Here is a 13602-nt window from a genome sequence, read left to right as displayed (position 1 = left end):
TCATCGGCGCTCACCTCCCGCCCCATTCGCCTCCCCGTTGGCGCTGAGCGCGGCGTCGAGGATGTTGTGCTCCGTGGCGTCGGCCGCCGGCATTTGCTTCACGATCGTGTCGTTGTGGACGACGCAGATGCGGTCGCAGAGCCCGATCAGCTCGACCGTCTCGCGCGACAGCACAAGCACCGCGCCGCCTTTCTTCGCGAAGTCGCGCAGCAGCCGGTAGATCTCCGATTTTGCGCCGATGTCGACGCCGCGCGTCGGTTCCTCGACGAGCAGGATGTCGATGTCGGCGGCAAGGTAGCGGCCGAGCAGCACCTTCTGCTGATTGCCGCCGGACAGCGTGCCGACGGCGGCGCCCGGGCCGCTGGCCTTCACGGCAAGGCTCGACATGGTGTCGGCGATCTGTCGCTGATAGCCGGCGGCCAGCGCCAGCTCCGACCGTTTCGAATGGAGCGCTGCGGCAATGTTGTGCGCCGCGGAAAGGCCGAGGAAGAGCCCGTCTTCCTTGCGATCCTCCGGCACGAAGCCGACGCCCATCGCCTGCAGCCGGCGCACGCCGCCGCCGGGCGACACCGGCAAGGGCAGCGACTTGCCCTTGATCGCCACACGGCCGGCGAAGGGATGGTACTGACCGACCAGCGAGCGCATGAAGCGTTGCTGGCCCTGCCCCTCCAGGCCGGCCAGCGCGACGATCTCGCCACGGCGCAGCTCCAGCGAAAACGGTTTCGAGCGCTCGGTGATGCGGAAATCCTCGACCGAAAGCATAGCGGGGCCAGGGGCATCGCCACGCTGGGGGAAGAGGTCGGCGAGCTCGCGGCCGACCATCATCGCGATCAGCGCAGCCGGCGTCATCTCGGCGAGCGATCTGGTGCCGACGAGCTCGCCGTCCTTTAGAACCGTGACGGTGTCGCAAATGGCGAAGATCTCATCCATGCGGTGCGAGATGTAGACCACCGCCTTGCCCTCATCCTTCAGCCTGCGGATGTGGCGGTTCAGCACCTCGACATCGGCGGCATTGAGCGCGGCCGTCGGCTCGTCGAGGATGAACACGCTGGCGTCGGTCATGATGCCGTGCGCGATCTCGACGAACTGCCGTTCCGCGATGCTGAGCATCGAGACCAGCGTGCCCGGATCGAGCGTGAGGCCGAGCTCGGCAAGCGCCTTGCCCGCCTCGCGCCGCATGCGCCGATGGTCGACCCCGCCGAAAGCGGTGGTCGGCTCCCGGCCGAGAAACATGTTTTCGGCGATCGTCAAATTGGGCAGCAGCGACAGTTCCTGGAACACGGTCGAGATGCCGGCTTCCAGGGCATCCTTCGGTCTGTGGAAGGCGACCTGGCGCCCGTCGAGCAGGATGGCGCCGCTATCCGGCTGGTGGACACCGGCGAGGATCTTCATCAGCGTCGATTTGCCGGCGCCATTCTCGCCCATCAACGCATGGACGGAGCCGGATTGGAGTCCGATCGAGACGCCCTTCAGCGCCGCCGTGCCGGCGAACGCTTTTCGGATATCCGACATTTCGACAAGGGTCTTCACGAAACAAGCACCGCTGTGTTCGGGGAGTTCCGTGGCGCGGGCCTGCGTTGCAGCCGCCCGCGCCACCATGGCGCCGCCTTTATTTCTTGGCGTAGAACTCCTTGAGCTTGTCTTCGGGCAGCTCCGACGGCCACCAGACATTGGCCGAGAGATCGTCGCGATAATATTTCTTGACCTTCTCGATATCCCAGCCGGGCGGGTTGTAGTCGTAATGCTTCTTCAGCTCCTTGCCTTCGAGCAGGGCAACGGCGGCGCGGATGCCGGCCGCGCCCTGGGCCGGGCTGTATTCCGCCGAGATCGACTTGAAGCCGTCGGCGATCCACTGGCCGAAGAAGCCGTTGTTGCCTTCGCCGGTGATCGGCGGGATCTTGGCGCCGAACTGCTTGAAGACGTCGACGCAGGCGCGCGTCATGTCGGCGCCGGAAGACCAGATGCCGTCGACCTCGGGATTGTTCAGGTAGAGCGTCTCGCAGAGCTTCTTGGCCTTGTCGTACTGCCAGTCGCCATGCTCCTCGGCGATGATCTTGACGTCGGTTCCCTTCAGCGCCTGCAGCAGGCCGTTGTAGCGGTTGGTGTCTTCCGGATGGCCCGCGAGCCCGCGCAGCACCCAGATATTGCCCTTGCCACCAAGCTCCTTGACCAGGAAGTCGCCCATCACCTTGCCGAAATGCTCGGCGCCGCCCTGGATTTCGGTGGTGAAGGCGTCGCTCTCGATGCGGCCGGTATGCACGATGACCGGAATGCCCGCCGCCACGGCCTTGGCGATGCTGGCGTCGGCCGAGGTCGACGTGACCGGCTGGACGATGATGGCGTCCACCTTTTGGGCGATCAGGTCCTCGATGTCGGCGACCTGCTTCTTCTGGTCGAAGCCGGCATCGAGCAGGATGAATTTGCTGATGCGCTTGTCCTTGGCGGCGGCAGCCTCGGCCTCATGCGCGACCTGCACCGTCCAGGTGTTGGCGTTGACGCCGAAATGGCTCATGCCGATGACCCAGGGCGGATCCTTCTTGAACTTCCCTGCCTCGACCGTTGGGTTGTCGCCAGCGCGGGCGGTAACCCCGTCGAGCAGCGATACGTCGTCGGCGAACGAGGGCGCGCACCACATCGTGGTCGCGATCACTGCCGCTGCGATTGATTGGATAATCCGTCTCACTGAGCCATCCTCCTTCTCAAGCTCCACGAACCCTGGCGACCAGGGCCACGACTTCCCCGACGGCGTCCGGCCATGGCCAAACACCGCACCTGCCGGGGCGAACCCGGCACTGCTTCAGTTCATTGCTCAACCCACGCGCATGGCCGCTGGAGACAAAGGTCCAGCATTGCCGCCAAGGGTCATGGCGGCCGATCGGCRCAAAAGGTTCGGGGCATTCCTCCCAGGCTCACTTCAATCATCGATCCGGCGGGCTGTCAATAATTATTCAGAGTGATGGATTATCTTTGCGGCTTGCGCTACCTTTCCGCCGAATGGCAGGGTCACTGGACGCGGGCGGCCGACTCTCGTCCGATAATTTCTGCAAATCAAAACCTTGGCTGGATCGGGGAGGAGCATGCGATCGGTCTTGTGCTACGGCGACTCCAACACGCATGGGCAGGTACCCGGCGGCACGCCGCTTGACCGCTACGGCCCGGCCGAACGCTGGCCCGGCGTCATGGCAAGGGAACTGGGCGTCGGCTGGCATGTCATCGAGGAAGGCCTCAGCGGCCGCACGACGGTGCGCGACGATCCGATCGAGGGTGCCCACAAGAACGGGCGCACCTACCTCAGGCCTTGCCTGCAGAGCCATGCCGTTCTCGATCTCGTCATCATCATGCTGGGCACCAACGATCTCAAGGCGCGCTTCAACCAGCCGGCCTCGGAAGTGGCGATGGCCATGGGCTGCCTTGTCTACGACATCAAGGAGCTGAAGCCCGGTCCGGGCGGCAGCGTGCCCGAGATCATGATCGTATCTCCGCCGCCGATGCTGGACGACATCAAGGAATGGCGGTCGATCTTCGCCGGCGCACCGGAGAAGTCGCGGCAGCTGGCGCTCGAATTCGAGATCATCGCCGATTCGCTCGAAGTGCATTTCTTCGATGCGGGCTCGGTCGTCACCTGCGATCCGCTCGACGGATTCCACATCAACGGACAGGCGCATGCCTTGCTCGGCCGTGCGCTGGCCCGCGAGGTCGAAGCAATCGGGTGGCCGGATGAACGATAAACGCGGCATACGGGTGTCCCGCACGACCGATTGCGAGAGGACGCACCATGCCTGACATGCGCTTTGCGCCGCCCAACCCGCTGCGAATTGCGGACCGCGCCAGCGGCCTCAACGCCGTCAGCGTGCGCAGCTACAACGAGCGCCTCGTGCTGTCGCTGCTGCTCCAGAGCAAGGATATCACCCGCCTCGAGATCGGCGAGCGGACCGGCCTGTCGGCGCAGACGGTGTCCGTTATCGTCCGTTCGCTCGAGCAGGAAGGGCTGATCGCCAAGGGTGAAGCCCAGCGCGGGCGCGTCGGGCCGCCGACAGTGCCGCTATCGCTCAACCCCGAGGGCGCCTATTCCGTCGGCATCAGCGTCGGGCACCGGCAGGTGGAGGTCGTGCTCGTCGACTTCGTCGGCTCGATCCGATCCCATGCGGTGCTGCCGTACTCGGCTGCCGCGCAGGACACCAATCATCCGCAATTCATGAGCGCGATCGCCAAGGCCATCGCCGATCTGCCGCAGCATCTGCATTCGCGCATCGCCGGCATCGGCCTTGCCCTGCCGGGCGACGAGATGGAGCTCGAGCTGACTCCCAAGGCGGCCCGCGAGCGGTTCGACGCCTTGCAGGAAGAGGTCGAACGGGAGATCGGTTACCCCGTCTACGTCCAGAACGACATCACGGCGGCGGCCGGCGGCGAAAGCATGTTCGGCGTCGCCAAGCACCTTTCGGACTATCTTTTCTTCTATCTCGGCGCGCGCCTGCACAGCCGCCTTGTCCTCAACCACCAGATCTACAACACCACCGGCGCGGTGAGCTTCGACGTCGGCATCCTGCGGCTCGAACAGGAGATCACCAGACAAGGAAGGCAGACGTCCGAGCTCTGGGAAAGAGGCGCGGACTGGCCGTCATTCGGCGAGGCCGAGATCGCGTGGCAGCGCGAGCTGGTCGGGCAAATGAAGTCGTCGATCGCGGCTCTGAAGCAGTTCGTTCCGATCACCTCGGTCGTCCTGTCCTCCTACGCGCCCCAGGCGGTCTGCAAGGCGATCTGCCGGGAACTCGAGCAGGCCATGCCGGGCATAGCCGCCATAGCCGGCAACATCGAGCGTTCGCCCAAGGCGGTGGGCGCGGCGGGCCTGCCCTTCAGCTCGCGGTTCATGGTGGAGTAACATTTATCGTCACCGCGTCTCGCTACCTGGCGGCAACACCTGCAGGTGATATCGGGCCGGCGGTGCGGCCGCTTGACGTCGCCCGCCCAGTCGGCCCGGTCAGCCCGGGATAATTTCGTAGTGAAGGATCTGGGCGTCGCCGAGGGACGATCTGCGTCCAGGCGAGATAACGCCGGAGCCGAAGAGGAGGATATCCTCGCGGCGCACGAATACTTCATCGCCGGGCCCCATCGACACAAATGTGCCCGACGAGCTTCGCTCGACAAGCCTGGCCTTGCCATTCGAAATGGTGAAGGTTGCGTGGTGTCTTGAGACCCAGGGCCGCTGGACGACGATATCGCATTCCGGCGATCGGCCGATCGTCACCAGTTCGTTGTTTCGGCAGGGTCGCACCTGATCTCCATAGCGGATGACCAGATTGATCTGCGGCGGGGCGAAACGCCTCTCGACAAAAGTGCCACGGCTGGCGACGTGCGTGGCGGGGGTCCCATCGTCGCCCCCCAGAGTATACACATCGAAGAGTTCCTGCTTTCCCTTGAAGGCCATTTTGTCGAGGAGCCGCAAGCTACCGCGGCTGCCCGCGGAAAGGGCTTCGAAGAAGCTCTGGCTGATCAGGACCTCCCCGGGGTTGGCCGTGGTGGACAACCGCGCGGTGACATTGACAACGTCGCCGAATACCGCGCCCCGCGCGCGAATGACCGCCCCGAAATGCAATCCGATCCGGGCGATCAAGGGCTCTTTCGTCAATTCGCTGCCAATCTGGCAGACGGCCCTCAACGCCGCCTCCGGTGTCTCGAACAGGCTGAGCACGTCATCGCCCTTCGAGTAGATGAAGTCGCCGCCGTGCTGGGCGACGATCCCGCGTATCGCGTCGAGACAATCCGAGACCTGACGCAGGGCGGCATCGTCGCCGATGCGCTCATAGAGCGGCACGCTGCCCACGACATCGGCCAAGAGGACTGCGGCCAGAAGTCTTTCCTGATCCATCGACTCGTATCCGCCCCGGAACGCAGCGTGTATAACATACCAAAGTCGACCGTGACTTATCACTTGTACGCCAAGGGGCCGGCGCAACCGGGGCAGATGTTTCGGCGCGATTAGGGCCGATAAAGACGTTTCCTTTCCCTAGCCTGGGCTGCCGGCCGCCGGATTGGCGATGATCGCCGCGCGGAAACGCGCGACGAAATCGTCCAGCGCCGGGCGTTCGGCGTCCGAGATCGCCCAGTAGGAGAAGGCATCGTCCGTCCAATGCACCAGGAGGAAGCCCCCTGCCGAGAGGTCGTCCGCCACCGGCACCGATTTGGCCTCGTTCTGCCGGGGCTCGGCCACCAGCGTGATCAGATGCTCGTGATGGCGGTAGACCAGCGCCGGCATCGGCTTGTCGCCGATCACCTCGACGCGGCCGCCGATCAGCGCATAACCGTCCTTGGCCATGTCGGGCGCCGCCGGCGACACGCCGATGCGGCCGTCGAGCCACGGCTTCACCGTATGGCGGTCGGACGAGACGATGTCGACCGGCGTCGCCGCCAGCAGGCTGCGGCGATGGCCGTTGGCGACCGCGACCGCGAAACTGTCGGACCCGTTGTCCGCCGTCGTCAGCCACTGCGTCGCGCCGCTGGCGAGAACAGCCGTCAGCGCGATCGAGGCCGCCATCTGGCGCCAGTCGAAGGAGTTGAACCAGCGTGCCGCGCGCGGCCGCATGGCGATCACATTGCCTTGCTGCTGTTGCGCGGATTGCTGAGGTCCCGCCGTCACGGCTACGGGCTGGGTTACGTCGTCCTCCTCGGCGCCTTTGACCTCGGCGATGGCCGCGATGCGCGCCAGGAAATCGTCGCTCACGACGGGGCGCTGCACGTTGGCGAGAGCGCCGCGCAGCGCCACCAGGCGCGCATGTTCGGCGGCAAGCTCCGGATCGGCGGCCATGCGCCGCTCGACCGCCAAAGCGGCCGCGGCGTCGAGCTCGCCATCGACAAGAGCGTGGATCATTAGCTTCATATCCTGCGGGTCTTGCGGCAATCCATCCTCATGCGGGCTAATTTCATGCGGGCTCATGGCGCCCTCCAAGTTCCGTCATCAACAGGCCGCGGGCCCGCGCCAGGCGCGACATCACCGTGCCTTGCGGCACGCCGAGCATGGTGGCGATCTCGCGGTAGCTGAGACCGTTGATGTCGCGCAGCACCACCGTTTCGCGGAAGGCTTGCGGCAGCCTGGCGATCGCCGCTTCAACCGCCGCCGAATTCGCCTTGGCGATCAGTGCAGCCTCCGGGCTGTCGGCATCGGAGTCGGGCGGCGGCGAGACGTCGTCGAGATCGGCGAGGTCGCCGACCGCCACCACGCTGCGCGGACGGTTCTTCGCCATCCATGTGTAGGAGGCGTTGCGCACGATGGTGAGCAGCCACGCGCGGGGGTTTCCCCCGGCGAACCCGGCAATACCCGCATGCGCCTTGAGGCAGGCCTCCTGCACGACATCCTCGGCATCGGCTGTGTTGCCGGTCAGCCAGCGGGCGAGCGACAGCGCATCGCCGAGGTGCGGCAGCACCACCTCGGCAAAACGCGCGGCCAGCATCTTTTCGCTCAACACCGTCCCGCCGTCGGGCGCTCCCGCCATGGGTCTGCCGCCGCCCTCAGCGGGAGGCGACGATCTGTCCCTGCTCGTGCGGGTGAAGATCGCGACCGCAGGCGATGGCGCCTGCTTCGAGGGAGGAGAAGGCATTGGTGTCACCGGAGTCAAGTGTCTCGGAAGCAAGGGGCGCCTCGGAAGGGGACGGCGCATCGCTGGCTGCAACGGGGTGCTCGCCGTCATGGTCGTGGATCTCGATGGTTGCGATCGGCACGGGTCAGGGCCGGCGGCGGGGCGGTATCGCCCAGAACAGGTGCGCCCAGCTCCAGCGCTCCAAAGGCCGGCGCCGGCTGAGGCCTTCGCCCCCTTCAGCCCGTGCGTATTTGTCTTCGTGCCGCTTCATGATGGTCTCCTGCTGTTGCGCACAAACGGCGCATGCCCTGGAGACCGGCAGACCGGGCCGTTTATTCCCGGCCGGTCGGCTTTTTCGTTCACGCTAACGTGATTGCAATGGCGTGCGGGCCTACAGCGCCTGCAGCGCAAGCCCCGCCAACGCCGCCCCCGCCAGCGTCGGCAGCATGCCGAGTTTCAGCCTGAACATGGCGACCATCGCAGCCGCCGAGAGCAGCGCGGCGCGCCAGTCGAGCGAGGGCAGGACCGGCACCTCCACGCCCCAGCCGACGCTTGCGACCTTGCCGAAAACGACATGCAGCGCGAACCACAGCGCAAGGTTCATGATCACGCCGACGACCGCCGCGGTGATCGCGCCCAGCGCCGCCGCCAGTGCCTTATTCTGCCGGAGCTGCTCGATGTAAGGCGCGCCCAGAAATATCCAGAAGAAGCAGGGGACGAAAGTGACCCAGAGCGTCAGCGCCGACCCGAGCGATCCGGCGAGCAGAGGGCTGATCGCGCCGGCATGACGATAGGCGGCGGCGAAGCCGACGAACTGCAGCACCAGGATCAGCGGTCCGGGCGTCGTTTCGGCAAGCCCCAGCCCGTCGACCATCTGTCCGGGCGAAAGCCAGCCGAACGAGGTGACCGCCGCCTGCGCCACATAGGCGAGCACCGCATAGGCGCCGCCGAAGGTGACGACGGCCATCAGGCTGAAGAAGCCGCCGATCTGGGCCCACACGCTGCCTGACCCCGCCAGCAAGGCGATCAGCGCCACCGGCCCCAGCCAGAGCGGCAGCCAGATGGCGACGGTGCGGATGGCATGCCACCGTGACGGCACGGTGTGGCCGAGTTCGCCGCGCTCGAACATCAGGTCGACCACGCCTTTGTTGTCGGCGGCGCTGCCCTTGCCATGTGCCGAGCCGGAAAACAGCCGTGGCGCAAATCGATTGCCGATCCAGCCGATGAGGCCTGCCGCAAGCACGATCAGCGGGAACGGCAGCTTCACGACATAGATGGCCAGGAAGGCCGCCACGGCGATCGCCACCATCGCACGGTTCTTCAGCGCCCGCTTGCCGATGCGGATCACCGCCTCGACGACGACGGCCAGCACCGCCGCCTTGACGCCGAAGAACAGCGCTTCGACGACCGGCGCATCGTTGTAGAGCATGTAGAAGCTGCTCAGGCCAAGCATAACCAGCGCGCCGGGCAGCACGAACAGGATGCCGGCGACCAGCCCGCCTGCCGTGCGATGCAGCAGCCAGCCGATATAGACGGCAAGCTGCTGCGCCTCGGGGCCAGGCAGAAGCATGCAGTAGTTGAGCGCGTGCAGGAAACGCTCCTCGCCGATCCAGCGGCGATCCTCGACCAGTTCCTTGTGCATCAGCGCGATCTGTCCGGCCGGCCCGCCGAAGGAGAGCAGCCCGATCCTGGCCCAGAGCCGCGTCGCTTCGCGGAAGCTTGGCATGGCCGGGGCCTCGGCCGGCCGCGCGGCCCCACCTTTGGCAAGCACGGTCATGGGGTCTTGCCTCCGATCGGCCAGTTATGCGTCTCGTCGGTCGCGTCGCGGCACCAGCGGAAGAAGGCATCGTAGAAGAGCATGCCGGCTTCGAGCTGTTCGAGGTCGTCGCGAAACATGCGCGACAGGCCGAGCGAGGCGGCAAGGAACCCGGCCGCCTGCGGCACAAGGTCGAGGCGCGCCGTGTCCGCCCCGCGCACGATCAGCGCCAGGCGATCCAGCGCTTCGACGCGCAGGCCCAATTCCTCGATCATCGTGTCGAAAGTGCAGCGATCGGCGCGATGGCTCCAGAACACGCCTTCGATGTCGAAAGGAACCGCAGCGAAGCGGTCCGCCACAAGAGGCACTTCGGCCGGATCGACGAACAGGAACACCGCCTTGGGATCGACGAAGCGGCGGATCAGCCAGGGGCAGGCGATGCGGTCGACCTTCGGCCGCGACCGTGTGACCCAGACCGTACGCCCCTTTTCGTCGCGCGGCGGGATCGCGCCGGCGCGGACCAACGGCGCTTTGGCGGCAGCCCAGGCCTCGAAGCCGCCTTCCAGCGACTCCGCCGCGATGCCTTCATGACGCAGCCATGCGGCAACGCCTTGCGAGAGCTTCTGCCCCCTCTGGCAGATCACGACGACCTTGCGCCCGGAAAATTCCGCAGCCCAGGTCGAGACAGTTCTGAAATCGCGCCGGCAAGACGCCGGCAGCAGACGCGGGTCGGCTTCATAATCCTCGTCGGTGCGCACATCGACCAGGCAAGGCGCGTCGGGCAAGCCGATGAGACGGGCAAGCTGCGGAACGGTGATTGCGGTTGTTGATGGCATGGCGTCCACCTCCTGAACAGAGAGAGTCTGGACGCGATCGTTGGGCTGACGCCTCACGGGGTCGTCGCGGGGAACCCCTTGCGGGAATGCTGGAACGGTCCCCCGCGATTGTCAAGAATTCAAATTGCCAGGGCGGGAACTCCGCGCTTTACCGGAAGCGGCCGGTGGCTTTACTGCGCCGTCCAGCCGCCATCCATCGRCAGGGTCGTGCCGGTGATCTGCTTGGCCGCGTCGCTGCACAGGAACAGCGCAAGCGCGGCAAGCTCCTCGACGGTGACGAATTCCTTGGTCGGCTGCGCCGCCAGAAGCACGTCGTGCTTGACCTGCTCCTCGGTCATGCCGCGCGCCTTCATCGTGTCGGGGATCTGCTTTTCGACCAGCGGCGTCCAGACATAGCCGGGCGCGATCGCATTCACGGTGATGCCGTTTTGCGCGACTTCCAGCGCCACCGTCTTGGTCAGGCCGGCAATGCCGTGCTTGGCCGAGACATAGGCCGACTTGAACGGCGAGGCGACCAGCGCATGCGCCGAGGCCGTGTTGATGATGCGGCCCCATTTTCGGCTCTTCATGCCGGGCACCGCCGCCTTGATGGCGTAGAAGGCGGCCAGAAGGTTGATGCGGATAATGGCTTCCCACTTGTCGTCGGGAAATTCCTCGATCGGCGCGACATGCTGGATGCCGGCATTGTTGACCAGGATGTCGAGGCTGCCGAACGCCTGCTCGGCCTCGTGGATCATGGCGGTGACGGCGGCGCCGTCCATCATGTTGGCGCCCGAGTAGCGGCACTTGACGCCGAAGTCCTTCTCGATGCCGGCCCGCTCCTGCTCGATCCCCGCGGCGTCGCCCAGGCCGTTGATGGTGACGTTGGCGCCTTCGGCGGCGAAGGCGCGCGCGATTGCGAGGCCGATACCGCTGGTCGAACCGGTGACGAGCGCATTCTTCGAAGACAGGGAACCCATGGGAGATCTCGCGACAGGAGGACAGGAGGGAAGAGTATGAAGGCAGACAACCCGGAAGGCACACGATTTGTGCGCCGCAGCATCACAATGCCACACCCATATGTCGGCGCTGTTACAGCGCCGTGACTGCGTTTGCCGGCTCCAGGAAGCGCCGTCCTGGCGCTGACACGGCACTGTCATGCTGCCATGCAACATATTTGCCAGCGCATTCGCGCGGGGTCATTTCAAACCTGTTTTGGGGCACCAGCCATGGAAATCGCCGACGTCGTGAAGCGCGCCAATGCGATGCCGCTCACCAACCCGTCCTTCCCGCCCGGCCCTTATCGTTTCTTCGACCGCGAATACATCATCATCACCTACCGCACGACGCGCGAGGCGCTGGAGGCGGTCGTCCCGGCGCCGCTCGAGATCGACGAGCCGCTGGTCAAATACGAGTTCATCCGCATGCCGGACTCGACCGGCTTCGGCGATTATACCGAGACCGGCCAGGTCATTCCGGTGCGCTACAAGGGCCAGCACGGCGGCTATGTGCACTCCATGTATCTCGACGACGACGCGCCGATCGCCGGCGGCCGCGAGCTCTGGGGTTTCCCGAAGAAGCTCGCCAGCCCCAAGATCGTGCATGAGGGCGAGGTGGTGGTCGGCACGCTGCATTACGGCAGCGTGCTCTGCGCCACCGGCACCATGGGCTACAAGCACCGCGAGGCCGATCACGACCAGGTGCTGGCCTCGCTCGCCGCGCCCAATTTCCTCATCAAGATCATCCCGCATGTCGACGGCAGCCCGCGCATCTGCGAGCTGGTCCGCTACTATCTCACCGACGTCACGCTGAAGGAGGCCTGGACGGCGCCCGCCGCGCTCGACCTGCGCCCGCATGTCATGGCCGATGTCGCCAAGCTGCCTGTGCTCGACATCGTCTCGGCCGTTCACTTCACCGCCGACCTGACGCTCGGACTCGGCGAGGTCGTGCATGATTATCTCGCCGACCACGGCCGATCGGCTGCCGGCGCGAAGGAGTTGGAGAAAGCCGGTGCTTGAGCGTACCCGCAACAAGGCGGTTGCCGCCACCATCCAGGAAATCACCGCGCAATATGACCGCATCGCCCTGGTCTTCCAGGGCGGCGGCGCGCTCGGCGCCTATCAGGCCGGCGTCTATCAGGCGCTTRCCGACGCCGGCTGCGAGCCGACCTGGCTTTCCGGCGTCTCGATCGGCGCCATCAACGCCTCGATCATCGCCGGCAACGAGCCGAGCCGCCGCCTGCAGCGGCTGGAGCAGTTCTGGCAGACGATCTCGGGCCGCAAGATCTGGGCCTATACGCCCGAAGGCGACGTGTATCGCGATATCCGCAACCAGACCTCGTCATTGATGACGATGACCATGGGCCAGCCCGGCTTCTTCAAGCCGCGCAGCCCCAACCCCTGGTTCCAGCTCTCGGGCGCGGAAGGCGCCACCAGCTTCTACGACACCGCCGAGCTCAAGGACACGCTGGAAAGCCTGATCGACTTCGACGTCCTGAACGACGGCAAGAAGCGGCTGAGCGTCGGCGCGGTCAATGTCAGGACCGGCAATTTCGTCTATTTCGACACCGACAAGGTGCGCATCGGACCTGAGCACATCATGGCGAGCGGCGCGCTGCCGCCGGCCTTCCCCTCGATCCGCATCGAGGGCGAGTATTACTGGGATGGCGGCATCGTCTCCAACACGCCGCTGCAATATCTGCTCGACCAGGAGGAGGACCGCTCCTCGCTGGTGTTCCAGGTCGACCTGTTCAGCGCTCGCGGCGTGCTGCCGCGCGGCATGGCCGACGTCCTGTCGCGCCACAAGGACATCATGTATTCCAGCCGCACGCGCCAGAACACCGACAACTTCCAGCGCATCCATGCGCTCAAGATGAAGCTGCTCGACGCGTTGAAGCGCGTGCCGCCGGACCAGCTCAAGGACGGTGAGAAGGAGCTGATGGCCGACTATTCCGACGCCGGCGTGGTCAACATCGTCCACCTGATCTACCAGCACAAAGGCTATGAAGGCCACGCCAAGGACTATGAGTTTTCCGGCACCTCGATGCGCGAGCACTGGGAGATGGGCCTGGAAGACACCGAGCGCACCCTGCGCCACAAGAAATGGCTGATGCTGCCCGACAACGCCGACGGCGTCACCATCCACGACCTGCACCGCGAAGACCCGACGTAAGGTCCGCGACGGGCCGTTCCATCGACAGGCACCCCTCGTCGAGTTCCGTCACACACCCCTCTGTCCTGCCGGACATCTCCCCCGCAAAGGGGGAGATCGGATGTTGCGCGGCATTCGCCAATTGTCGACGTCGAAAGGGGGTGCAGCGCCTGAGCTGCCAATCTCCCCCTTGCGGGGGAGATGGCCGGCAGGACAGAGGGGGGTGCTGTCCCGCCAGCGTTTTGAGGGTGGGCATCAAACAAAAGGCAGCGCCGGCGACCGGCGCTGCCTTGTTTGGAAACGCTTCCGC

General features: G+C 65.5%; 14 protein-coding genes. 4 read left to right on the top strand and 10 right to left on the bottom strand.

Annotated elements, in window-relative coordinates:
• Window positions 1-1530, bottom strand: coding sequence for a sugar ABC transporter ATP-binding protein (locus LCM4577_RS33775; protein ID WP_116390244.1), 1530 nt, complete (start codon window positions 1528-1530; stop codon window positions 1-3).
• A gap of 79 nt (window positions 1531-1609) precedes the next feature.
• A complete protein-coding gene (locus LCM4577_RS33770; protein WP_052458187.1) occupies window positions 1610-2635 on the bottom strand; it encodes an ABC transporter substrate-binding protein in 1026 nt (341 codons plus the stop codon).
• Between the two features lie 442 nt (window positions 2636-3077).
• Here LCM4577_RS33770 and LCM4577_RS33765 point away from each other — a divergent pair, with 442 nt between their 5' ends.
• Together LCM4577_RS33765 and LCM4577_RS33760 are read left to right on the top strand one after the other, a co-directional pair.
• Entirely contained in the window at window positions 3078-3728 is a 651-nt protein-coding gene (locus tag LCM4577_RS33765; protein ID WP_040989336.1) for an SGNH/GDSL hydrolase family protein, read from the top strand.
• Window positions 3729-3775: 47 nt separating this feature from the next.
• Window positions 3776-4879 carry an ROK family transcriptional regulator gene (locus tag LCM4577_RS33760; RefSeq protein WP_244508503.1) on the top strand — a complete coding sequence of 368 codons (1104 nt, stop codon included), beginning with the start codon at window positions 3776-3778 and terminating at the stop codon, window positions 4877-4879.
• A gap of 99 nt (window positions 4880-4978) precedes the next feature.
• Here the strand turns inward: LCM4577_RS33760 and LCM4577_RS33755 are convergent, their stop codons facing one another.
• The 8 genes from LCM4577_RS33755 to LCM4577_RS33720 all read right to left on the bottom strand — a co-directional run bounded on the left by LCM4577_RS33755 (window position 4979) and on the right by LCM4577_RS33720 (window position 11122).
• Window positions 4979-5866, bottom strand: coding sequence for an adenylate/guanylate cyclase domain-containing protein (locus LCM4577_RS33755; RefSeq protein WP_040989338.1), 888 nt, complete (start codon window positions 5864-5866; stop codon window positions 4979-4981).
• Between the two features lie 138 nt (window positions 5867-6004).
• Window positions 6005-6931: an anti-sigma factor gene (locus tag LCM4577_RS33750; RefSeq protein ID WP_071074913.1), complete on the bottom strand. Its 927-nt coding sequence runs from the start codon at window positions 6929-6931 to the stop codon at window positions 6005-6007.
• Window positions 6918-7487: a sigma-70 family RNA polymerase sigma factor gene (locus LCM4577_RS33745; RefSeq protein WP_071074912.1), complete on the bottom strand. Its 570-nt coding sequence runs from the start codon at window positions 7485-7487 to the stop codon at window positions 6918-6920. Before LCM4577_RS33745 ends, LCM4577_RS33750 begins: the two co-directional genes overlap by 14 nt.
• Window positions 7488-7503: 16 nt before the next feature.
• Window positions 7504-7713 (bottom strand): hypothetical protein, encoded by a 210-nt coding sequence (locus tag LCM4577_RS33740; protein WP_040989340.1) that lies wholly within the window; start codon window positions 7711-7713, stop codon window positions 7504-7506.
• 3 nt (window positions 7714-7716) lie between these two features.
• Complete coding sequence (locus LCM4577_RS33735) at window positions 7717-7842, bottom strand: hypothetical protein (protein WP_274534977.1); 126 nt, start codon at window positions 7840-7842, stop codon at window positions 7717-7719.
• Between the two features lie 120 nt (window positions 7843-7962).
• Window positions 7963-9348: a chromate efflux transporter gene (gene chrA, locus LCM4577_RS33730; protein ID WP_071074911.1), complete on the bottom strand. Its 1386-nt coding sequence runs from the start codon at window positions 9346-9348 to the stop codon at window positions 7963-7965.
• Window positions 9345-10163, bottom strand: a complete 819-nt coding sequence (locus LCM4577_RS33725; protein WP_071034478.1) for a chromate resistance protein ChrB domain-containing protein — start codon at window positions 10161-10163, stop codon at window positions 9345-9347. Before LCM4577_RS33725 ends, chrA begins: the two co-directional genes overlap by 4 nt.
• Window positions 10164-10333: 170 nt before the next feature.
• On the bottom strand, window positions 10334-11122 hold the full coding sequence (locus LCM4577_RS33720; RefSeq protein ID WP_071074910.1) for a 3-hydroxybutyrate dehydrogenase: 789 nt from the start codon (window positions 11120-11122) through the stop codon (window positions 10334-10336).
• Between the two features lie 249 nt (window positions 11123-11371).
• Between LCM4577_RS33720 and LCM4577_RS33715 the strand changes: the two genes are divergently transcribed.
• Window positions 11372-12160 (top strand): acetoacetate decarboxylase, encoded by a 789-nt coding sequence (locus LCM4577_RS33715; RefSeq protein WP_071074909.1) that lies wholly within the window; start codon window positions 11372-11374, stop codon window positions 12158-12160.
• On the top strand, window positions 12153-13313 hold the full coding sequence (locus LCM4577_RS33710) for a patatin-like phospholipase family protein (protein ID WP_071074908.1): 1161 nt from the start codon (window positions 12153-12155) through the stop codon (window positions 13311-13313). The genes LCM4577_RS33715 and LCM4577_RS33710 overlap by 8 nt, the downstream gene beginning before the upstream one ends.
• Window positions 13314-13602 lie beyond the last annotated feature (289 nt).

It is taken from the genome of Mesorhizobium sp. LCM 4577 (assembly GCF_001854795.2).
GTDB classification, from domain to species: Bacteria; Pseudomonadota; Alphaproteobacteria; order Rhizobiales; family Rhizobiaceae; genus Mesorhizobium; species Mesorhizobium plurifarium.
The sequence above is the reverse complement of the archived record's forward strand: the minus strand, read 5'-3'. Positions and strand labels throughout refer to the sequence as shown.